21 protein-coding genes are annotated in these 21320 nt (G+C 44.4%); 6 read left to right on the top strand and 15 right to left on the bottom strand.

Going from position 1 to position 21320, the window contains the following annotated elements; all coding sequences use genetic code 11:
* Positions 1 to 86: 86 nt before the first annotated feature.
* Positions 87 to 1811 (bottom strand): cytochrome c biogenesis protein CcsA, encoded by a 1725-nt coding sequence (ccsA, locus tag F6K49_RS06730; protein WP_293095278.1) that lies wholly within the window; start codon positions 1809 to 1811, stop codon positions 87 to 89.
* Positions 1812 to 1872: 61 nt separating this feature from the next.
* Positions 1873 to 3639 (bottom strand): cytochrome c biogenesis protein ResB, encoded by a 1767-nt coding sequence (locus F6K49_RS06725; protein WP_293095253.1) that lies wholly within the window; start codon positions 3637 to 3639, stop codon positions 1873 to 1875.
* Between the two features lie 339 nt (positions 3640 to 3978).
* Here F6K49_RS06725 and F6K49_RS06720 point away from each other — a divergent pair, with 339 nt between their 5' ends.
* A complete protein-coding gene (locus F6K49_RS06720; protein ID WP_293095247.1) occupies positions 3979 to 4383 on the top strand; it encodes a pentapeptide repeat-containing protein in 405 nt (134 codons plus the stop codon).
* Positions 4384 to 4587: 204 nt separating this feature from the next.
* Here F6K49_RS06720 and F6K49_RS06715 read toward each other — a convergent pair whose 3' ends face one another.
* Complete coding sequence (locus tag F6K49_RS06715) at positions 4588 to 5220, bottom strand: thioredoxin domain-containing protein (protein WP_293095239.1); 633 nt, start codon at positions 5218 to 5220, stop codon at positions 4588 to 4590.
* Positions 5221 to 5223: 3 nt separating this feature from the next.
* On the opposite strand from F6K49_RS06715, the gene F6K49_RS06710 reads away from it, so the two are divergent.
* Positions 5224 to 5415: a hypothetical protein gene (locus F6K49_RS06710; RefSeq protein ID WP_293095233.1), complete on the top strand. Its 192-nt coding sequence runs from the start codon at positions 5224 to 5226 to the stop codon at positions 5413 to 5415.
* On the opposite strand, the gene F6K49_RS06705 is transcribed toward F6K49_RS06710, so the two are convergent.
* From F6K49_RS06705 to F6K49_RS06685, 5 genes are all read right to left on the bottom strand, one after another.
* A complete protein-coding gene (locus tag F6K49_RS06705) occupies positions 5409 to 6020 on the bottom strand; it encodes a hypothetical protein (protein WP_293095230.1) in 612 nt (203 codons plus the stop codon). The two genes, F6K49_RS06710 and F6K49_RS06705, sit on opposite strands and share 7 nt — an antisense overlap.
* A gap of 255 nt (positions 6021 to 6275) precedes the next feature.
* Positions 6276 to 6920 (bottom strand): DUF3365 domain-containing protein, encoded by a 645-nt coding sequence (locus tag F6K49_RS06700; protein WP_293048237.1) that lies wholly within the window; start codon positions 6918 to 6920, stop codon positions 6276 to 6278.
* A gap of 169 nt (positions 6921 to 7089) precedes the next feature.
* A complete protein-coding gene (locus F6K49_RS06695) occupies positions 7090 to 7929 on the bottom strand; it encodes a cytochrome c3 family protein (protein WP_293095227.1) in 840 nt (279 codons plus the stop codon).
* Positions 7926 to 8570 (bottom strand): cytochrome c3 family protein, encoded by a 645-nt coding sequence (locus tag F6K49_RS06690; RefSeq protein WP_293095224.1) that lies wholly within the window; start codon positions 8568 to 8570, stop codon positions 7926 to 7928. The genes F6K49_RS06695 and F6K49_RS06690 overlap by 4 nt, the downstream gene beginning before the upstream one ends.
* A 29-nt stretch (positions 8571 to 8599) precedes the next feature.
* On the bottom strand, positions 8600 to 9163 hold the full coding sequence (locus tag F6K49_RS06685; protein ID WP_293066503.1) for a globin family protein: 564 nt from the start codon (positions 9161 to 9163) through the stop codon (positions 8600 to 8602).
* A gap of 530 nt (positions 9164 to 9693) precedes the next feature.
* On the opposite strand from F6K49_RS06685, the gene F6K49_RS06680 reads away from it, so the two are divergent.
* Entirely contained in the window at positions 9694 to 10893 is a 1200-nt protein-coding gene (locus F6K49_RS06680; RefSeq protein ID WP_293095221.1) for a HEAT repeat domain-containing protein, read from the top strand.
* A gap of 401 nt (positions 10894 to 11294) precedes the next feature.
* Positions 11295 to 11903 (top strand): PAS domain-containing protein, encoded by a 609-nt coding sequence (locus F6K49_RS06675; protein WP_293095218.1) that lies wholly within the window; start codon positions 11295 to 11297, stop codon positions 11901 to 11903.
* Between the two features lie 168 nt (positions 11904 to 12071).
* On the opposite strand, the gene F6K49_RS06670 is transcribed toward F6K49_RS06675, so the two are convergent.
* The 7 genes from F6K49_RS06670 to F6K49_RS06640 form a co-directional block, all read right to left on the bottom strand.
* The gene (locus tag F6K49_RS06670) at positions 12072 to 12194 is read right to left on the bottom strand and encodes a hypothetical protein (RefSeq protein WP_293044099.1); all 123 of its coding nucleotides are present in this window, start codon (positions 12192 to 12194) and stop codon (positions 12072 to 12074) included.
* Between the two features lie 119 nt (positions 12195 to 12313).
* Positions 12314 to 12499: a type II toxin-antitoxin system HicB family antitoxin gene (locus F6K49_RS06665; protein WP_293095215.1), complete on the bottom strand. Its 186-nt coding sequence runs from the start codon at positions 12497 to 12499 to the stop codon at positions 12314 to 12316.
* Positions 12500 to 12655: 156 nt separating this feature from the next.
* On the bottom strand, positions 12656 to 14107 hold the full coding sequence (locus F6K49_RS06660) for a CHAT domain-containing protein (protein ID WP_293095212.1): 1452 nt from the start codon (positions 14105 to 14107) through the stop codon (positions 12656 to 12658).
* Positions 14108 to 14245: 138 nt separating this feature from the next.
* Positions 14246 to 16162 carry an AAA-like domain-containing protein gene (locus F6K49_RS06655; RefSeq protein ID WP_293095209.1) on the bottom strand — a complete coding sequence of 639 codons (1917 nt, stop codon included), beginning with the start codon at positions 16160 to 16162 and terminating at the stop codon, positions 14246 to 14248.
* Complete coding sequence (locus F6K49_RS06650) at positions 16159 to 17448, bottom strand: AAA-like domain-containing protein (protein WP_293095204.1); 1290 nt, start codon at positions 17446 to 17448, stop codon at positions 16159 to 16161. Before F6K49_RS06650 ends, F6K49_RS06655 begins: the two co-directional genes overlap by 4 nt.
* A gap of 88 nt (positions 17449 to 17536) precedes the next feature.
* Positions 17537 to 17872: a XisI protein gene (locus tag F6K49_RS06645; protein WP_075900259.1), complete on the bottom strand. Its 336-nt coding sequence runs from the start codon at positions 17870 to 17872 to the stop codon at positions 17537 to 17539.
* A complete protein-coding gene (locus F6K49_RS06640; RefSeq protein ID WP_293095199.1) occupies positions 17860 to 18276 on the bottom strand; it encodes an element excision factor XisH family protein in 417 nt (138 codons plus the stop codon). The genes F6K49_RS06645 and F6K49_RS06640 overlap by 13 nt, the downstream gene beginning before the upstream one ends.
* 308 nt (positions 18277 to 18584) lie before the next feature.
* Between F6K49_RS06640 and F6K49_RS06635 the strand changes: the two genes are divergently transcribed.
* Positions 18585 to 18740, top strand: coding sequence for a hypothetical protein (locus F6K49_RS06635; RefSeq protein WP_293046617.1), 156 nt, complete (start codon positions 18585 to 18587; stop codon positions 18738 to 18740).
* A 562-nt stretch (positions 18741 to 19302) separates the two neighbouring features.
* Positions 19303 to 21204: an iron uptake porin gene (locus F6K49_RS06630; RefSeq protein ID WP_293095196.1), complete on the top strand. Its 1902-nt coding sequence runs from the start codon at positions 19303 to 19305 to the stop codon at positions 21202 to 21204.
* Positions 21205 to 21320: the final 116 nt, after the last annotated feature.

Here is a 21320-nt window from a genome sequence, read left to right as displayed (position 1 = left end):
AATCGAAAACATGACCAGCTAAATTAGGTTGATAATTTCTTCCTCATTAGTTGGTATTATGCATTTTTAGTTGGTTTTAATTAATTTTAATTATCTTTAGCCATAACTGGTTGATTTTGACTCCATTGTTTCACTAGATTTTGACTAGATTTAGAGATAAACCAACGGTTATGTCTGGTAGCGGCAGCTGCTACAAATAATAAGTCTAAACCAACGAGGATCCCGACAATTAATTCTGAGCCACCAGTGCTAAACCCATAACTGTGTAAACCAGTACCGAGAACAAAGTTAACGCCATACCAAGCCATCAACACAGCATTAAAACAAACTACACTAATGACTGCCATCCCAAAGTCTGCTAACCATCCTACCAGACGACCATGTAAGGGGACTATGTAACACATTAGGGCAATCAACGCCCAGGTTTCTTTGGGGTCCCAACCCCAGAAGCGACCCCAGGAGAAGTGAGCCCAGATGCCACCGAGAATAATGCCAGTAGTGAGCAGTAAAACACCAATTTGTAGGACTCGATAGTTGAATTTTGATAGATAGGAAATTCGTTGAAAGGATTGGGGAGCAACTAGATAATGTCCTAGAATAATATGTCCTAATCCCATCGCTAAGGCAAAACTAGCATAGCTGAGGGTAATGGTGGGAACGTGGATACTTAGCCAGAAGTTGTCTCGTAGTACTGGTACAAGGGGGGCAATACTTGGATCTAGCACGGCTGGAAGACTGTCTGCTAGAAGAAGACAAAGGATTGATAAAGGAGCAGCGGCTAACAGATAGTATTTTGCCCGGTAGATTAGCTCAAATACTAGGGCGATGGCGGCTATCCCAAATCCAACCCACACTACGGATTCATACATATTGGTGACTGGGGGACGTCCGGCAATTTCCATGCGGGTGATAAAGCCGTAGCCTTGGATGAAAAGACCTGTCAGGAAAATTCCTACTGCACCTGAGTAGAGGTCGAATTGTTTGAAGGATAATCCTAATAACAGGACTAGTAATGCGATCGCATAAATTTTCCAGGCTTTACTAAAGGGGCGAAAACTAGAGAAGTTAACTTCCCGTTGCAGCAAGGAATCCTTGGGGTAAATTTCAGGGCTAAGAGCGGCTAACTGCTGATGTAGTGTTTCCGCGACTTGCCCAACCTCCACAGTAGTCAGTAGGGGATCTAAACGATAGGCTTGTTTGAGTGTTTGGTAACTTTGCTGTAGGGGGGTAATTTGTTCGTTGGTGTAATACTGTTGCGATTGAGGTATGCTTACCCAAGTGCCTTTACTCTCGCTGGGATGGGGAACTAGGGGTAGGGTATCAGTACCTACCGTGCGTAACATTAATGCCAGTCTGTCTTCTATGGTGAGGGCTTCTCGTTCGTCTCTAGTCAGCTCAATGTTGTCCGCTTCTTTTTGATTGGCTTCCAGAACGATGGCACCTAGGTTGGAACTGACTAATTCTGCGAAGGAGAAGTATTTTCGTTCTAGGTCAAGACCAATTTTTTCTTTGAGGGGGCGGTAGGTCAGTAGAATGAAGGGTTCTTGGTTCCAGTCTCGGTTATTAAACCATAGGGATAGGTAGGTTTGGAGATAGTTGAGGGTTTGATTGTTTTCTAGGCGGTAGTTAGTGGAACCGTGGATTTTGGCTACGGTTTCTCGGGCTACGGTGTCTAAGGGTTTTTTGCGCCCATCAAGTTGGACGGCTAGGGTTTGTAAGGGGTCTAGGGGTGATGGTTGGAGTTGGGTTGGAGGTATGATCAGGATTACGATTCCGAGACAGAGTCCGATCAGGAGTTGGAGTGGTTTCATCAGAGGACAGGAGTAAACGCTAAACAGAAGTAAACGCTAATCTGAACTAGAACAAAGTATGCTAGGGAGAATGATAGTACAAGGGAACTCCGGACTCCTCTGGCTGACGGCGCAGTTTTTTAGCTACCCCTCGACCATAAAACATGATGGTGATGCCACCGATTACTAGACCGGAGCCTGTCCAGGTTAAAGCAGTTACCCAGGCTGGTTCTCGCTTGATTTGTAGGGTTGATTGTTTTAAGTCACCGGGATTCCAGGAAGCTTGGGCTATTTTCCAGCCTTGATACCAGGTGGGATGGTTCATCCAAACGTTGCGCTGGGAGATGACATGGTGATCCCGGTCTTCGAGCCGGATTTTGCTAGTCCACATAGCAACGGAATCACTGCCTTCATTGCGTTCAACGATGAAGTCTTCTAATGCGATCGCAAACGGCAGTTGCAAGAGTTTGGGACTAAAGGCAGCAAAGATTTCTCCTGTTGGTTCGTTAATCGTAGTCGGTTCGCCCCAGGGTAACCAGGTTTGGGTTCCGGTTTCGGTGCTGACTAATAAGGCTGGTACTCCCTTAACGGTTGGGTCAAATACAGGTATGACCTCACGATTGATTTTGCCATGGGGAATATACTCGTCTAGGGTAATTTGGAAGTCTGCCCAACCGGGACTGACAGCTTTTCCAATGTCTAAGGTACCAGATTTAAAGCCTTTCGAGGAATGGGCAGCATAGAATAGCTGACCTGATTGAGTCACGATCACCCGGAAATAATCCTCTGATTCCTGGGGTTGAATGTTATAGCTAATCTCAATTCCTTCTAGGGGTTCTCCTGATACCACTGAACGAATTGGGGGAAAGTTGTCCTTTCCAAACACAAACCAGCGTTCAACCCCTTCTGGTTTGGATACCTCCAACTGTACTGCCGGATTTCTCAGTTGTTGGGAGGCCGTGGTCGGTTGGTTGTTGCTGTCTAGTCGGAAATCTGGCCAGAAATCGACGACTTTGACTGAGGAGTCTGGGGCTTGGGATGACAGAGCTTCTTTTATATCGATAATCTCTGTATCTATCTTTTCCCTTTCTTTTGACGTTACCTCGATGCTTCCCCAAGGACTCAAGTTTTGTTCTTCAGGGGGGGATAGCAGAGATTTGCCTTTTCCTGTCGCTACCGTATCTACCTGAATAATTTCTAATTCAGCTGGCCCAATCCCGACTTTGCTATAGGCTACTGGGGCTACAGCTAAATAGCGCTCTAGGGTTTGCCCCATGCGATCGCTTTTCAAGCGTAATCGCACTGCTGGATTATCTACTGCTGAATTATCCCCTTCGGTAAAACTTACTGTTTTGATGGTGTTGTCGCTGTAGCCTAGCAAAGACAGTTTACCAATTTGCTTGGGGATGACTGAACCATCTGGCTTGATCAATACATCAGCCTGCTGCAACTCTGATGATGGTGTCATCACTTCTAACAATTCCCCTTCAACCCGAATCTGATTGCTCGAAGCCATATCGGTGCGCAAAGGTAACATACCCTCTACACCTAAGTGGATTACAGCCGCTGAACCAGCGATAATTACGATGATACCAAGATGGGTCAGAGCAAAGCCGATTTTACGCGCACCTCGCCAGGGATAGCGATACAGACCTGAGACCGCTAAGTTGAGGGCTAGTAGGAACATTAAGGCTCCAAACCACGGACTTTTGTAAATCTCTTGTTGCACGGTAGTTGACCCGACCTGAGATTCGTAAAACGTCGCCCCCATTAAGATAGCGACAATCATACTAAGTAAAGGGACAGCTAGTTTAATCGAGCCAATAAATTTAAAGGTATTCTCAAGCATATATAGCAGTTCTAAAATAGGTTAGGTACACAATAACTTTGGTATTTTAGGGAATAGGGAATGGGAAAACGGTAATAGGTAATATCAAAGTCGCAAGTGGTCAAAAATCCTGTGTACCAGATTACTATGAAAACCACTATATCAAGTTTTTAATCTTAAAGGTGTACTCAATTAGTCTACTAATAGTCTACTAACTTAGACATTGCTAAACGGTTGCGTAAACGCGATCGCTAACATCATACTTCGATACTGGCCATATCACGGTCTGTCTATAATTTCTCATCTGTAAGGAATTGTGACTAACACCAGACCCAATCCAGATCACGTTTGAGGTTATCTATGCTGTTGTACACTAGTCCATCTAGCCAACTTACCACAACCAATCCTGAGGAAGTACTGAAGCGATATGCTAGGGGAGAACGGGATTTTCAGGGCATAAATCTGAGTGAGGAAATGTTGAGTTGGGTAGATCTTGAGGGGATAAATCTCAGTGGGGCTCAGCTTTATGTATCTATCTTAGAAGGAGTTAACCTTACCGAAGCGAACCTGACTAGAGCTAACCTCAGTTGGATAGACTTAACTGCAGCTACTTTAATCAAGGCAAATTTGACTGAAACTAACTTACACAAAGCCGATTTGCGTGGAGCGGATTTGAGTGGTGCTAATCTCAATGGCGCAGATTTAACTAGTGCAGTAATGTCTCATGGTTTTGATATCGGTATCTTAAAGTTGGCAGCTTTCTAGACAGATATTGTTTAATTGTGTTGTTGAAAGTTGTGTTGTTAAAGGTTGAAGGTTTAAGGGGTGAAGGTTTAAGGTTTAAGGTTGAAGGGTTGAAGGGTTAAAGTTGGTTTGTTTAAGGTTTAATAATTTGTAACTTTCTAACCTGTAACTTTCTAACCTGTAACTTTCTAACCTGCTACTTTCTAACCTCTGGTAATCCTGTTTTCAGGATAATAGATTTTGCAGCACTTTAGTGATAATTGTTTCAGGGATTTTGCCAACTAGGATTTCTGTCTCTTTCTGATTACTGTCTATAAATGTGAATTGAGGAACACCAGTCACTCTGTATTTTTCAATCGGTTTAGCCCACTGGGTGTCATCTACATTTAGCATCACCCAATTGACACTTTCTCCATACTGCTGGTGTACTTTGTTTAGGATGGGAGCCATGGATTGACAAGTGTTACACCAGTCAGCGTAAAATTCTATTAAAGTGGGCTTATTATTGCTCAAAGCAACTTCATAAGGTAGGGATTGCTTTGCCATTGTTTTGATTAGAGCTAACCCAGGCACGGTGGAAGTGCTAAGGATAGATAGATCAGAACGAGTTAGGAAAAATGTTCCAGCTGCGAATACAACAGTGATTATTCCTACAACAATGCTGAGTTTTGCCCTGAGTTTTCCTTTCTCACTATTCATTATAGTATTTCTCAATTGGGTGATGTCTAAATTCCTGGGTTGTAGGGAGCAGGGAGCAGGGAGCAGGGAGCAGGGAGCAGCGAATAAAAAGATATACCTGATTATACTAGGAAACGCTATATTTATTGATATAGCATTTACCAATAGGGTGCATCTCAATGCATGCTATTTGACGCGGTGGTGCGTTACGGGACGGATTTTACCAACACTTGCTATGGCTTGTGTCTTGGCGAGCCCGTCCCTAACACACCCTACGCCACTGTTGCCTGCTCCCTATTCCCTATTCCCTATTCCCTATTCCCTATTCCCTATTCCCTATTCCCTATTCCCTGTTCCCTATTCCCTATTCATTGATAGTAATAGGCTAAAAATATGTGAAATCCTAGCATCACAAAGAAGACACTGACTAGGAATATATGGGTGGATAGCCAGATAGAGCGTAGATTACGAATTAGGGGGCCTTTAGATATACCCGGTAGAATACTGCCAATGCCATCCTTTGCTGGCACCCAACCAAAATATTTTCTAGGAGATTCTAGCACCCCGGTTTCCGCCACAACACCGACTAGAGCCGATAGGGTTACACCAAAAAATAGCCACAAAAATATAGAATTAAAATTCTTACCCGTCGCCCCAATGGTATGAATTAATGTTGTTCCTAAAAGGGCGACTCCCAAAAAGATATGTAAACTCCGCCACAGCTGCATAGAACCAGGAATAGTCAACTTAATCATCCAGCCACGACTACGCTTTCTAGCCGTTAGTACCATCTCAAACAATACAAAGGCTAGGGATAGATAGCCGGTAATTTGCTTATAAAGTTCCCCTTGTAAAAGCTGATACCATTTAAAATAATTGTCCCGCAGCATCGGTAGATAAAGGGGACTGAGGGCAAAGGGAGTCAGAATTACCACACAGATGAAGGTGAGGATGATTAAGGTAGAAAATTTGGGCTTCATAACATAGTGGCTTTTCGGTTAAACCTATTTTTTCAGCAGTCAGCAGTCAGCAGTCAGCAGTCAGCAGTCAGCAGTCAGCAGTCAGCAGTCAGCAGTCAGTCATGCCTGATAGCTGATAGCTGTTCGCGTAGCGTGGGCGTAGGGCATAAGCTGATAGCTGATAGCTGATAGCTAATAGCTGATAGCTGATAGCTGATAGCTGATAGCTGATAGCTGATAGCTGATAGCTGATCGCTTAAACATTTCCCCTAAAAATTAGGTGCCTTTTAGAGGCAGATTAATGATTATGCCACCCATGACTTCGCCCATCTCAAAGACTTTGTCGGGATAGCGCTCTTTGTGTACAGGATGGGTGTTGTGGCAAGTGATACAGGCTTCAGCCACAGCTTTATCAGGGTAGACGGCAGAATAATAGGTTGTACCAGCAATTTCTTGATAGTCTTTGTAAGGCTCACCAGTTTCAACCACTTCTGCCATCGCTTTCTTTTCAAATTCAGATTTTGGCGCTTGGTTATCGTTGATATTCCAAGGGGAAATTAAGCCGTAGGTAAACTCTCCGTTGTCAGCAGCAATCTCTGCTCCTAGACGGAACATCTGAGCTGGTAGCGGAATACCACCAGTTTGTTGCCAACCTTCAGTGGCTTCAGCATCAACTACTCCCTTTGGCTTGTCTTTGCCTTCTAATTTCTTCAAGCGGTTAATGACGTGCTTGGTGTAAGCGGTGCGGTCTGCTAACAGCACGGTATGGATATAATCCACAACTAGTTCTGGAGCAACACCTCCAGCTTGCTGACTGGAACCGCCGCCACAAGCTACAACAGTGACGCAAATCGCTAAACCTAAGGCAATTAAGCCTACAGCTTTGGTTTTCATGCGATGTAGCAATGTATTGATTGCCATGATTTCGTGTTTCCTCTCGTTCTATTTAATTACTATGACGTAGCTATAACATGGCTATGACTAGCGCTAATTTAATGATTAGCGTTAGCTAGTAGCGTTAACTAGTAGCGTTAATTAGTAGCTTTAACTACTAGTAGCGTTAATTAGTAGCGTTAATTAGTAGCTTTTACTACTCTTCAGCGTTACTCGACCGTTTCTTCTCAAATGCACGAACTAGATCAAAGGTTTCTAGCTTCAGGGTAGGAGGTTGAGAAAAGTTTTCCTCCACTAGCTCATCGTCGAAGATGCTGTTATAGCTATACTCGACGCTGTGGCAGTTCATACAAACTTCCTTAACCATGCGATCGCGTGGTTTAAGAGTAAACGTATTGTTGTGATTAACGACAATTGTGTTTTCTGTATTTTCCAGCTGCTGACGAGGTAGATGACAGCTAGCACAGGTCACCGATTCACCATTGGGTCTGGGTAAGGTGCCTTGGTCAGCAAATAGTTGGGCATGCTTTGAGTTTTGATAGTTGAGGGAGTGGCTGTCATTATGACAGGTCAAGCAGGAATCTACAGAGGCTTGCCAGGTATCTACAGAATGGACATTGTGACAGCTGTTGCAGTTCATTTGCTTGTCCATCGCTGACTCTTTCATCGGCAAATGAGCCATTGCTGGTGTCAAGGGAGATAGTCCTTCTGAGATCCGAATGCCATGCTTACCATACAGAAAGGTCTCAACCGCTACCTCATGGCAACTTTGACAACTTTCCTGGGTTGGTTTAACCACTAATTCTTTAGTTTCAGAGTCTTGGTGACAGCTAGAGCAGTTAACGTCTGCTAAGGCATGAGCACTGCCTTGCCACAACTGATTAATCTCAACTAATTCCGCTTGGGAAAGCGATGCAGCGGCGTCTTTGGGCACACCCCCATTGGCTACATCAATAACGTTGTTTGCGTTACCTCGGATAGCGCTGACCAATACCAACCCAATTAGGACGAGTACAATGGCAATCAGTTTTTTCATGACTCGCTCCCCAGGAATTCTTCACCTAAATCGGGAGTAGGCGCTTCTTCTAATTCCCCAGTAACTGTCCGCTCCAACAGTATAGGTTCTGGCAACATCGGCAACTGATCGATATTCTGACGCAGGAATCCTGTGGAGATGGAGCGGTGGTCGTGGAAGTTATGACAGCCTGCGGTCCAGCAACCATCCCGAGTAAATCCTGTATGACTGGCTAAGTCACCGGTGATGATGCCTTCATGGCAAGCCATACATAGGTCTGGCTTGAGGTGAACTCCTCGCCCAAAAATATGGACGTGTTCGTTATGACAAGCAGTACAGGTCAGTACATCTATCTTGGTTAAGAGTTCAGCCCAACGGGGGTCACGGAACTTTTTAGCTCCGTGAGCATCTGCTGCCATTTCGGCTTCGTGGCAGCGCATACAGGTTTCGTTGGTGACCGGTTTAAACCCTTCATGACAAGAGTTACAGGAGACCTCAAACAAAACATGCCCCTCCGAGGTAGTGCCAGGAAGGAACACACTGCGATGATCTAACGCGAAGGCAGCGGTTAACCACGTTAGTAGGATCACCATCACACCGATGATGACTACCTTGGATTGGAGAATAGTGGGCTTAAAAAACTTACCTAGATTGCTTGCCATTTATTTTTAACTATTTACAACCCCATGGCTTACAAGAGCATGGCCAGGATCAGGGTAACAATTGCACCAGCTCCAAACACTCCACCGAATAATGGCCAGTTAATTTTGCTTTCTGGCACCTCATACTGTTGGGGGCTGGCTGTTGTCGCCTCTGGTTTTGGGGAATCTAACTCCACTTCTTCAGAGGAATAATCCGCACCATCCAACATGATGGTGGTAATGGCTCCGTAGGCATCTACCCAGGCTTGCTTGACCTCTGGTGTCCAATCCGCACCCAAGTATTGCTCAAAGGTTTTTAGGAGGCTATTGCCCACTAATGGATAATGTTCTGGCAGCGCTCCATACTTAACATGTCTCGCTCCTAGTCCTTTGAGGGCTGCACCGAGGGTATCTGGTTTGCGTAGATTTTCTACTACCAGTACCAAGGAAGCCAGCAGTTTTTTCTGTTGCGCCACCATATCTGTGGTATCGAACAGAGGCTGGGCGGCTGGATAATCGGTGAATAAATTTTCGTAGAAGCTGGCTACAAATTCTGTAGCGCGAGGCTTAACCTGATCAAAGCTTTGTTCTAATAGTTCAACTTGTAAAGACATTGTTCTATATTACTCCGTGTGATTTACATGTTATTTACATGGGATTTAACTGTTAGTTTGGCACCCAGCACCCGATAATTACTTAAGCCCACTTCTGGGTTGGGGTTATTGAGGTTGAGAGCTTGACATCCGCTAAAGGTAGATGCCCAGTGGAGATAACCTCCCACCAGGCAGGATGTAAAGATGTCTAACTGTGTAAGGTTCCCACTGACTAACTGACTAAGTCGATGTGATTAGATCAATAGTCCATATCGATATCTAACGATAGGTTTCACAATTGGGAAACATCGTAGCTTTGGTTACAAATAATTTATAAAAATGAATAGTATGCATTAAACTATTGCATGTAATACATTTTCGATTTGATAATTAGGCTTTTGTTGGAGAACGCTTAAATTAGAGTCCGATATTCGGGTCGGAAAATCAGCTGTTCGTCGGATCAGTCTCCTCTGTGATCGAGATAGTAGTCAAATGCACTTAATTTGGTTGATGCAGTTAATTTTTTATTGCCGTGAGGCAACGATTAAACAATGCTGAACATTTTAAAACAAGCCAGTCTTGCTGGACAGCAGGAAAATTTTTCATTACTAACTCACCATCTTCAGCAGTTGTCCTTAGGGAAAAATGGTCAGACACAGCAGCGGTTAAATGATGAAGAGTTTCAGCTAGCCTTGAGTCTGGGATTACAGGTGCTCAAGAGTGGGGATTTTCAAGAAAAATGGGATTTAGTAAAGGTGCTACCAAAACTGGGGAAAGCTGTTATTGCTCCGGTAATCAGCATCCTAGAAGATGAAGCACTAGATTTGGAAGTCCGTTGGTTTGCTGGTCGAATCTTAGGTCAGTTTGATGACCCGGCAGTTGTGATGGTGTTAGTCAAATTGCTGAAGGATGGTGAGGATGAAGAGTTAGCCTATATGGCTTCTGAAGCACTGGCCAACATTGGGACTTCAGCAGTGGCGGCTTTAAGCCGTTTTCCAGAATCCCCAGAGGCCAGATTATTGGCAGTGCAAGCCCTGGCTCATATTCATCGTCCGGAAGTTATTGAGCCATTGCTGAGTGTGGTTAATGACCCCAGCTGGGAAATACGGGCTACTGCTATTGAAACCCTCAGTAATTTTCGCTCACCTTCAATTACTCCAGTCCTGCTGAACGCCTTAAGCGATAATGTGGCAGCGGTGAGGAAAGAAGCGGTGATTGGTCTAGGGTTACTACGCACTCTGTTGCCAGATTTAGATCTAGTCAAGCGGATTAAACCATTGCTTTATGACCTGAATTTGGAGGTTTGCCACCAAGCTGCGATCGCACTCGGGCGTTTAGCTACCTTGGACGCCCATCAAGCGTTAGTTAAGGCACTCCAGTCACCACCTACACCAATCACTTTACAAATCGAGATTGTCCGTGCTTTCAGTTGGGAGTTTACTACCAATTCCCTACAACAGTTACAAGCATTGCTGAGGGAGGCACCCACACCAGTCTGTCGGGAAATCATTAGCGTCCTGGGGATGGTAGAGTCAGACTATTTGAAACCCAAAGCGGCTGATATTTTGATCGACTTTTGTCAATCAGGGCAACTGGCTACTGAAGATCAGCAAATCAAACAAACTCTAGCTATGTCCCTAGGACAATTAGCTCAATTTGAATCAATACCCTTACTCAAAGACTTGGTCGCAGACTCAGATCACTCCGTGAGCTTGCATGCGATCGCAGCCCTGAAAAAATTCCCATTGTAAATTTTGATTGTAAATTCCCAGTAAATTCCCATTAGTCTAGGTGCGTCAAGCCTTCAGGGCCTACCGTTGCTAACGCTTGCATTTTTTTGTGCTATACTCTATACTTATGGTTTGATTCAGAAGTGGGCTACCCCTTAACTCAAATCCCTAAGGTGGACGTTAATTGAGGAGAGCCGATCTGAGCCATCCATAGAGAAAACAGAAAAATCAATAAAAAGCAAAGATATTGCGGAGCAAGCGTGGTTTATTAGCCAATTCTGGGCGTTTGCTTCATGATTTTGCCACAAAAATTTGCTAGCATCAAGTACACTCGCGAACCCTAGGGGACGATTTGGCAGAAGGCCGTTGAGTAGTCCAGCCTCAATTGTTCCTAGACTTGCTCTGTGGATGGAGAAATACGAGTGAATATAAACGAAGATCCCGTATTCAAAGCACTTCTGAGTTCACTGAACACAAATCCAGGCTTTGACTTTACCAAGCACGAGATTCCAGCTCAAAAGTGCCTCAAACTTGAATCACTAGATACTAAGCAATCCTCTCTACAGCCGGAGCTGCTCTATGCTGCTCTAGAGGAACTCTCTACGGGTCTTGAGGAACTCAGCGAGAAGTATGAGGCTTTGCAAGCGGCTTACGCTGTGTTACAAGCACAGCAACAACATTACCATAATTTGTTTGAATTGGCTCCGGAGGGTTACCTGGTAACCAATGGTCAAGGAATTATCCAAGAAGCAAACTATGCAGCGGCTAGTCTACTCAACGTACAGCAGTATTATCTGGTCGGTAAACCGCTGATGAGCTTTATCAGTGACGCTGAGTCTAATCGGTTCCACCACCAACTCCACCAGCTCCAGGAATTGCAACAGCTCAAGGACTGGCAAGTGGTGTTGTGTCCACGGCAAGGTAAACCTGTAGCCGTTGATATGTCTGTGTCTGTTTTCTGTGACTCTCAAGGCAATGTGGTTAGTATCCAGTGGCTGATACTCCATGTCACTGGGTTCTACAACTGCTAAAAGAACTTGAAGTTAAAAACATCAGGGCTCTACAATGCAGTTTTAGCATTACCGTTTCTCTGGAATTGAGCAAACCCCTGAATAAGATCATCAATTAACTAGCACAGATGGCTGATTGCCTCTATCCCCATCTTATTCGATCATCAATTAACTTCCCTGAGCCTCTATTCACCGATTAGTGTGGCGGGAATCGGGAATCGGGAATCGGGAATCGGGAAAAAATACGGCGTTGCTTAATAATGGAATGATTTTAAGAGTTTTGTGGAATAGGCATCTTGGTAGAACTGGCATCTTGCCAGTTTCATGCTTATTTTCGGGCGGGCAGGATGCCCACTCTACTCCTATTCATTGCTTGATTCAGCAAGCCAAAAATACTGTGTACCTGATAGTTATGAAAAACCCTGTAACTATCATACAAATTCGGTTTCAAAGGTTAAATTTTCATCTTCTAGCAGCATTTCAATTACTTCTCGCAAATTTTCCTTTAATTCGTCTAAGGTTTCTCCCTGAGAATGTGCGCCTTTAAATCCTGGAATATAACCAACGTAGAGATTGGTATCTAAATCTCTCTCAACAATTGCAGTAAATGTTTTCATGAAATTATATTTTTTAAATTTAATAATGTCTTCTACTTAATAATATCTTCTAGCGGTTTGCGACTTTTCAAGTAGCGTGAGCTTTTAGCTGACGGCTGTTCGCGTAGCATGGCCAAAGGCCTTCGGCTGACGGCTGACTGCTTAAGTCATAGCCCCTTAGCGCCAGTCACCGATTATAACAAAGGGTGCCCAGTAATAGGGATGATCGTAGTTAGGGTCTTTCAAAACACTTAACTGAGCACGGCGCAGGGCTTCAGCTTTGGTAACGTTCTGTTGAGTGAATTCTTTGTAAAACCGAACCATAACCACAGCAGTGGGTTCGTCGTTAACATCCACCAGAGTGCCCAGGATACTGCGGACTCTAGATCTTAGGGCTAATCCCGCTAATCCAAAAGGTGTTTGATTATTCCCTACAGCACCTTCACAACTACTGAGCACAAGTAATTCAATCGGGTCGAATTTTTCCTGTTCTCTTGAACGCAGTAACTTCTCAAATTCCTTGGCTGTAATTTTTTTGTCCCAAGCCAATATAAATGTATCTTCTGAAGAAAAATCTCCATTGGTTGCCAAGTGAACTACAGGGAAGGAAGAGGAGTTAAGTGCGTTTTCGAGGGCTGTAGTAGTGAAGCTATGATTGAGTAGGACTGAACTCGGTATGATTGAGCTAATTTTTTCTAGCTCCACCTCAACAAAGGGTAATGCTGGATAGCCTTTGCGGGATTCAGAAACTCCAGCAATCAAAGCTTTTAAAGATCTATGTAGTTCTGGCTGAGGCTCTAGTATCTGTAAAGCAGGGGTGACAGCAATAGCATATTTTTCTACTAAATACTGCTCACCGTCGTAGAGAGCTGCCATAGGAATATTTCTTAGTCCACTATTGGGCACAAATACGAGAGTCTTGATGCTGCTTTTAGCTAATTCAGTTTCTGCTGGTTTAATAAGCCATTCGTAAACTTGATTTCGAGAAGATTTCACAGATCGGAATGGCCTCGATAATACTCGTTGCATATTCTTAAGCGTTTCCTCAACTTCTTCTTCTGGAGATAAAGGTGGTGAATAGCGGTGCAATGGTTGACCGGGCAAGTGAAGAATTACTTCCAAGCGGTCGTCTAAAATAATAGGATAGATGACTGCTGCTTGGGAATCAATCTGATCAATTTGGATTAGATTAGGATTCAAAGGAACTATCTCACGGAAGTTATTGAGTTGAGTCAAATGGAGCGATTCAATAACCTGACGGACTTTTATCAGAGTTTGCTGGTTAGAGCCAGTTTCTTGACAATCCAAAAGTGACCCGATAAACTCCTGATAAACACTCTCTACAATCTCTCCAAAATAAACCTTTATAGCTGGATTTATCCTGGTTAAATCCCTACCTAAGGATTGGATAGTATCAAAAGCTTTGGCGTAAGCATACGATGCTTTTTGAGTATCTCCTTGAGCTGCCAGCAAACGACCTTTGGTAGTTAAAGCTTGGGCAAAAATGATTGAGTAATCTAGAGAGTTTCTCTTATCTGCATTTGCTAATCGTTTCAAACTCTCTGAAACTGCATTCATTGCCTGATCAAACTGTTCAAGTTGCTGATAAGCAATTGAAATATTGCTCATCAGCATAGCTTGTTTGAGTTCATAGTCTTGAATCTCAAAGGATAGAGCTGCTTGTTTTCTGGCTCTTTCTGCCTCAGAGCGCTTATTGGCTTTGTAAAGTTTTCCAGCTAGTTCAGATAGCTGCGATACATTTTGAAATTATTGCTTTACCTGGTTAAGTTCTATCTTGGCAGAATCAACCTGGCGATTCGCGTCTACTACTAGAATTACTGTTAGTATTCCAGAAATACCAGCTCCCAATAACGCTAAAATTAACACACCTAATCCGAAACGCATCCGTCGTTTCGCTTTCCGATTCGCCTCAGTTAGTACCAGATTTCTCGTCTGGGCAGCTTCCCTATCTTTCCTCTCTCTCTCTAATTCCGCATTTCGTTCTTTTTGAGCTATTTGCTCCTCTATCTGCTTTTTCTCACTTGCTGCCAGAAACTGCTGATCCTGATAACTTAAATTCTTACCCTTTGCCCAGGCTTGAGCATTTTCTAGAGTTTGACCGCGCAACAATAGTGACTGATCCTGACAATCCGAGGCCACCCAAGCCCTAAAGGCTTCGGAATAGGGACGTAAGTGGGCTAATTCTTGGTTAATCCAGTCCTGATTAAAGACTTCACGGTAGATCGGGTTATAGACTTTAAGCACTGGAGACGTTCCAAGTCTGTGCTTGACCACTAACCCAGATAACTGTAACTTCCCCTCTTCAAAACTGTTATTAGCAACAACTTCCCCCTGCTGCCACACCTGCTGATACAATTCCAACAAATAGGCAGCCCGTTGCTCATTACAAAGAATGCGATCGCGTATGGTCTTCAAGTGCTCTGGTTCATCGGTAGCTTCCCAGTTCTCTATAAAATGCGATCGCACTAATTTCTCAATCCATACCTTCTCCCTCTCCCCCCTTGTTAAGGACTTCTCAATCCATGCTTTCTCCTTCTCCCCCCTTGTTAAGGGGGGTTGGGGGGGATCCAAACTTGTCAAGGGCTTCTCAATCCATGCTTTCTCCTTCTCCCCCCTTGTTAAGGGGGGTTGGGGGGGATCCAAACTTGTCAAGGGCTTCTCAATCGATTCCTTCTCCATCTCCCCCCTTGTTAAGGGGGGTTGGGGGGGATCCAAACTTGTCAAGGGCTTCTCAATCGATTCCTTCTCCTTCTCCCCCCTTGTTAAGGGGGGTTGGGGGGGATCGAAACTTGTTAAGGGGGGTTGGGGGGGATCCCAACACCCAGAACTCACCTTCTCAATCCATACCTTCTCCTTCTCCCCCCTTGTTAAGGGGGGTTGGGGGGGATCCCAACACCCAGAACTCACCACCAACTGACAAAGCTTTTGAGTAAGAAACGGTTGTCCTCCTGTCCACTTTACTATCTCCTCGATCACAGCCTGGGGGTTACTGACATGTCCCTCCAATCCCTTGACTAACGGCTCAACTTCATGGAGTTGAAAGCCATGTAACTCAACAGCTCGTCCAATATTAAACGGGGTGCGGTCTTTATCTGCTATTAAATCCCCTGGTGTCGCCACCCCCAACAGCACAAAACTGATCCGATTATAGGCAGAATTTTCTGCCCGTTTGTTATAACAGGCTCGAATTAGGGCAAAGAAATCATCTTTAAACGCTAGTTGCAGAACGCTATCAATTTCATCAATAAAAATAACAATCCTTTCCGCAATTTGGATCAGTAATACCTCTTCGATAAACTCCCGAAAAAGCTGTACTGGGGGAATATCTTTGTGCTCATTGAGCCAGCTGCGAAATGATAATTTCTCTTGTAGACCGAATCGGTTAATCAGGGTTTTGGTTAAGCCGCCATACCATTTCTCTGGGGTAACCTGTTGGGTTCCTAATTCCGTAATATCAATGGATGCACAAGCCACCCCCTGGTTTTGCAGCCGTTTCATGGTTCGCACTCTCAGGGAAGACTTCCCCATCTGGCGGGAATTCAACACATAGCAAAACTCTCCAGCCAGCAACTGCTGATAAAGTTCCCCATCAGCGGTACGCACCACATAAGTAGTAGCATCCGGTGGTAGGCATCCCCCAACCTGATAGGCTCCTGTACTCATAGCAGTTCTCCAAGGCGGTCTCTAAAATACTGTCGATATAAATTACAACTGAGCCTGACCTGATTGCCCTGCTTTTTCACTAGCCCCATGCTGTACAACTTATAGGCTGCGATCAAGTCCAGATGCACAGGAGCGTTAGCATCAATGACCTGTAACAGTGCTTTGGCCAAGTCTGGGTGTGGTTGCAGCATCCGCCACAAATGTCGCAGGTGGTTAGCGTAGATGCCAGCATCTGTAGGAGCGGCTTGCAACAGTTGCGCTAGGGAGTCATTACCGTTTATTTGGCAGTGAGATAAGGCTTGCTGTACCAGATCAGGATGACCTCCCACCATCCCCATCAGTTGCTCCACAAGGGATTCACTCCAATCCTGTCCATGTTGTCGGGCTAATTCCTGGACTTGTTGGGGGGTAAATTCTGGTAATTCAATGGGCACTCCCACATTAAACGGGGATTCATTAATATTGAGGGGAATATAAACGTCTGTGGAATGGACAACCACCAACCGCAACCGTTTCCAGACCTGTTCCACTTTCCCCCGTTCGTGCCACGCCCTCAGCAATCCCAAAAATTCTGAAGCTACCTCAGGGTAGGGAAAAACTCGGTCTACTTCATCCAGACATAAAACCACGGGAGCGCCAGCTTCAGGCAGAAGATAGTTCTCAAAGTATTCGGTACAATCCACCTTAGCGGTGGAAAAGTCTTCATCCCAATAGTCTCTTAACCGATTCGGTATCTTCAAGGTTTGGCCAACACTGATACAAAACCACTTGAACAATCGATCGACATCGGTCAAGTCATTGCTATGGGCTAAGTGGAAATTTACATACGCCTTTCGGTAGCCCTTCTCCGCAAACTGATCCAACATTCTCACCATGAGCAATGTCTTCCCCATCAGCCTCGGGGCTTTAATCCTGACCAACGCACCGGGACCTAAAAGGGCTTGATAACAAGACTGTTCAATGGGAGGACGTTGGACATAAATCAATGAAGAGTCTTCTTCAGGGCAGTGTGTGATCACTACCTCTGAGTTTATTGTTCCATGGGCTGACGTATCATTAGTATTTTCGTCAAAGAATGCTATGGCGTTCCAGTCTTGCCCCAGTTTTTCACTAATTTCTTTGAAATTCAGGTTATCTACAGCTTTCCCATTGAGATAATTACTGACGGTTGATAGAGATATCAATAACTCGTCAGCTAAGTCTTTCTGGCGAGGAAAACCGTTGCGTTGAACCGCTAGTTTGACCTGGTCAATATACTCTGGGCGAACTCTAAGTGAGCGTGGCATGGTCTAGGTGAGATGAGCTACTCAAACTATAACGCTCTTTCCTAGTGACTTAGCCCAACTCAGGTACAACTCAGGCATAACTCACCTTTTATCCTACTGCAAATTCTGTCAACTTACGTGCGTTGGGGTCATGATAACCGATGACAATTTCTGACTTAGGTACTCCTAATTCTACGAGCTCATTGGCTACACCCACCTCAGTACCATCATGTTGAATCCAGATTTTTCCTCCTTTAATATCAATATGGATCAACGAACCACAAACTCGGCGGTCACCTTCCCAGCCAACTGTTACTAGTAAGTAATGATCATCGTTGTGGTCAAAAACTGTAAATTGTTCAATCTCACCATAAGAAGGTACAAACTGTTTATGTCGATCTAAAACCTGCTGAATCCATTGCCGATACTGGTTCAATCGTTCCACTGTACAACTACCTCCTCGTCTGGGTCAAAAACTACTAGTTTTACCTTGTACTCTTTTACGCTTAACTGTCCTAGCTCCTCAAGAAAAAAGTTGCGATATACTTTACTCGGTACGGCTAGAAAAAGTACTCTACCTGGCTCTTTTACCTTTAAAACAACGCGATAATTCATAAATTGTCCGAGTGCAGTGTGAAATTCTGAGGTAGTAGAAGGTGCTAAAAAAATCTTGACCTCTACAGCAATTCGCCTCTGATCTTTTTGAGCAGCAATTAAACGTTCTGCTCCTAAGTCTACCTCAAGACGACCAGATGATAGTTCTAGAACTAGAGGGTCATGAGTAATAGTCCAACCGTCCTTGTTGAGAGCTGTTTTGACTACTTCATGGTAAAAGTCCTTAGCGGCCATAAAAGTGCATGATTATAAGAGGTTAGTAATTTTATATATAGCTAATGTTGGTGCTATATTATCGTAAATAAAAATGAGATTTTACCATATTATGCTCAGAAAATTTGGGGCTGATAAATGTCATTACTTAGCTCTCCACTTAATCGCTCGCTCAAAAAAAGTGGTACACTCTAAGTATACTAGCCAAACTATATTCAATTTTTATATTGACCAAAAATCAGAGGGCGTAAGCCCTCTTTGCTTGTGAGTTAGCCCAACTCAAGTACAACTCACGCATAACTCACTTCCGCCTGTTTCTCTATTCCCTGTTGCTAGCTTGCCTATTCCCGGTTCCCTTGGCTAATGCGATCGCATTGGCAATGGCCACGCCAGTTACTCCCCAAACCCAGACCCCACACCTGAGTCTGTTTCCCGATTACCGATTACCGATTCCCGATTCCCGTTCCCCTCCTGGGAGGGGTTAGGGGTGGGTTCCGATTCCCGATTCCCGATTCCCCAATTTGATAATTGTTTATTGTTACTTATAATAGTATTAATTAAAATAAATTTTTATAATATATCAAAAATTTGGATTACAGCGGTTAAACCCGATTTAATATCGGATTTTATTGTCATAATTACATCGATACTATGCTCTAATCCCATAAAGCCAAAATTTTTTGTATTAAAAAATACAAACAAAACCTCCATCCAAGGTAATTCTTAAATCGGTAAAGTTAATCGTCTCTTAAACTATCCCTTGATCAAAAACTGATCAAAAAGGGCTCAAATGAGACTAAGTCAGGACAAATGACCATGACGGGATCGGGAGATGAGCAGAAGAACTACCAGAATTCTGAAGCTGGTATTTCCTGATCTGTTATCTCTGTGTGCCATATTGTCATCAATTTGTCATGAATTAGTAACACACCTGAGAAGAGACGGTAGTCCTGTTGACTTTATCCAGAGGTGCGACCCGTGGCGAATTTAATAATTAGATGCGGAAAGCGCACCTATCAAAACCCTGATTGAGTGTGAGGAAACCCTGTGAACAGATCAAAAAATTTGTGGCTCTCTGTGCTAAAGTCGCCCACCTTGTTTGTTGGGGCAACCCTATTGATTTCATCCTCAGCAGTAGCAGCAACTGAGGAAGCTTTGCCAGAAGAGACAATCTCTCAAGAATCCGCTGTCAACCCTAGCACTACAGTAGAAGCCCTGACGGTAGAAGCACTCCCTGACGTCACCTCCCTAACTCAGTCTGTTCTTCCCTCTGATCTACCATTAGTGGCTGATGCCTCTACTGGGCATACGGTTGATATCAGTAATTCCAATAGTGATTCTGCTATAGAATCAGTTACCTCATACGGTGATGGGGAAACTGCAGAAGATGACTTGATGGGACCGGTGACTGGTGTTTCTCAACTAAATGGAGAGATTGTAGAAGATGACTCCATGGAACAAGTCACTAATGTGTCTCAACTCAGAGATGTTTCCCCTGGAGATTGGGCTTATGAAGCATTACGCTCTTTGGTAGAACGCTACGGCTGTATTGCTGGTTATCCTAATGCTACCTTCCGAGGTAACCGAGCCTTGACTCGCTACGAATTTGCTGCTGGTTTGAATTCCTGTTTGAACCAGATTGAGCGTTTACTGGGGGGCGTTACTGGAGATTTTATCACCCGTGAGGACTTAGAAGGTCTACAACGGTTAATACAGGAGTTTGAAACAGAACTGGCTACCCTAGGGGCACGAGTAGATAACCTAGAAGGACGAGTAGCCTTCTTAGAAGACCATCAGTTTTCCACTACCACTAAACTCAAGGGTGAGGTGATCTTTGCTCTAGCTGATGCCTTTGGAGGGGATGCTGATGATGTTCAGACCGTTTTTCACAACCGGACTCGTCTCAACTTCTTAACCAGTTTTACCGGTAAGGACATGCTCCAAACCCGTCTCCAGGCTGGGGATGCCCCAACTTTGATCACAGGGGCTGGTGGTGAACTGGCCGGAACTCAAGAAGGTCGCTTTACCTACGATGGACCGAGCGGTAATGACGTTATTATTGATATCTTGCGCTATAAGTTCCCCCTAGGGGATAAAGTAACGGTTCAACTGTTGGCTAACCGAGCACTGCATCACTATTACGTCGATACCGTTAACCCTTTCTTTGAAGGTCGTGCTGGTGGTTCCAATGCTATTACCCGTTTTGCTGAACGTAATCCCATCTATCGGATTGGGCCATTCGGTGCTGGGGCTGCTCTTGCCATCAAGCCCATCAAGGATGTTCGGATTGATTTAGGTTACATCTCCAACACCGCTAGCAATCCTCAAGAAGGCCAGGGTCTATTCAATGGCAACTTTTCTGCGATCGCTCAGTTGGTTTATGGTAGTGATTTCAAAGTTGGATTCACCTACATTCGGGGTTACGAAGATAATGCTGATGGACGACCCCGTTTAATTCTAGGGGGTACTGGTACGGCTCTGGCTAATCTCAATCCAGCAGCCTTGGGGAATGCTACCAGTTTAGGCACGGTTGACTTTAATAGCGCAAAAGTGGAAAGTAACTCTTTCGGTGTTCAAACCTCTTTGAGACTTACCCCCAACATCGTACTCAATGGCTGGGCAGGCTACACCGATGCTGAGTTGATTGGCTTGGGTGATGCGGAAATTTGGAACTTTGCTGCTGGTATCGCTTTCCCCGATTTGGGCAAAAAAGGTAATCTGGCCGGAATTTTTGGTGGTGCGGCACCAACCCTCAGAGGACTGGATTTAGATGATGGCAACAGTGACTTTGACAATGATTTTGCCTACCAGGTTTCAGCGTTCTATAAGTATAAACTCAACAACAACATCTCCGTTACTCCTGGTGTAGTTTGGCTTTTGAATCCTAACCAAAGTTCTGACAATGATGACGTGGTGATCGGTACCCTCAGAACCACTTTCACCTTTTAAACTTTAGGCTCGACGTCCGGCGCTCTATACATGGTTGGTGAGCGTCGGGATTAAAGCTCAGGTATAAATATTTTGAGCAATTTGTCAATAAAAAAAAGCGCTCCCCAAAAAGAGAG

The organism is Moorena sp. SIO3I6 (genome assembly GCF_010672095.1).
This window is presented reverse-complemented; position numbering and strand designations above follow the sequence as displayed.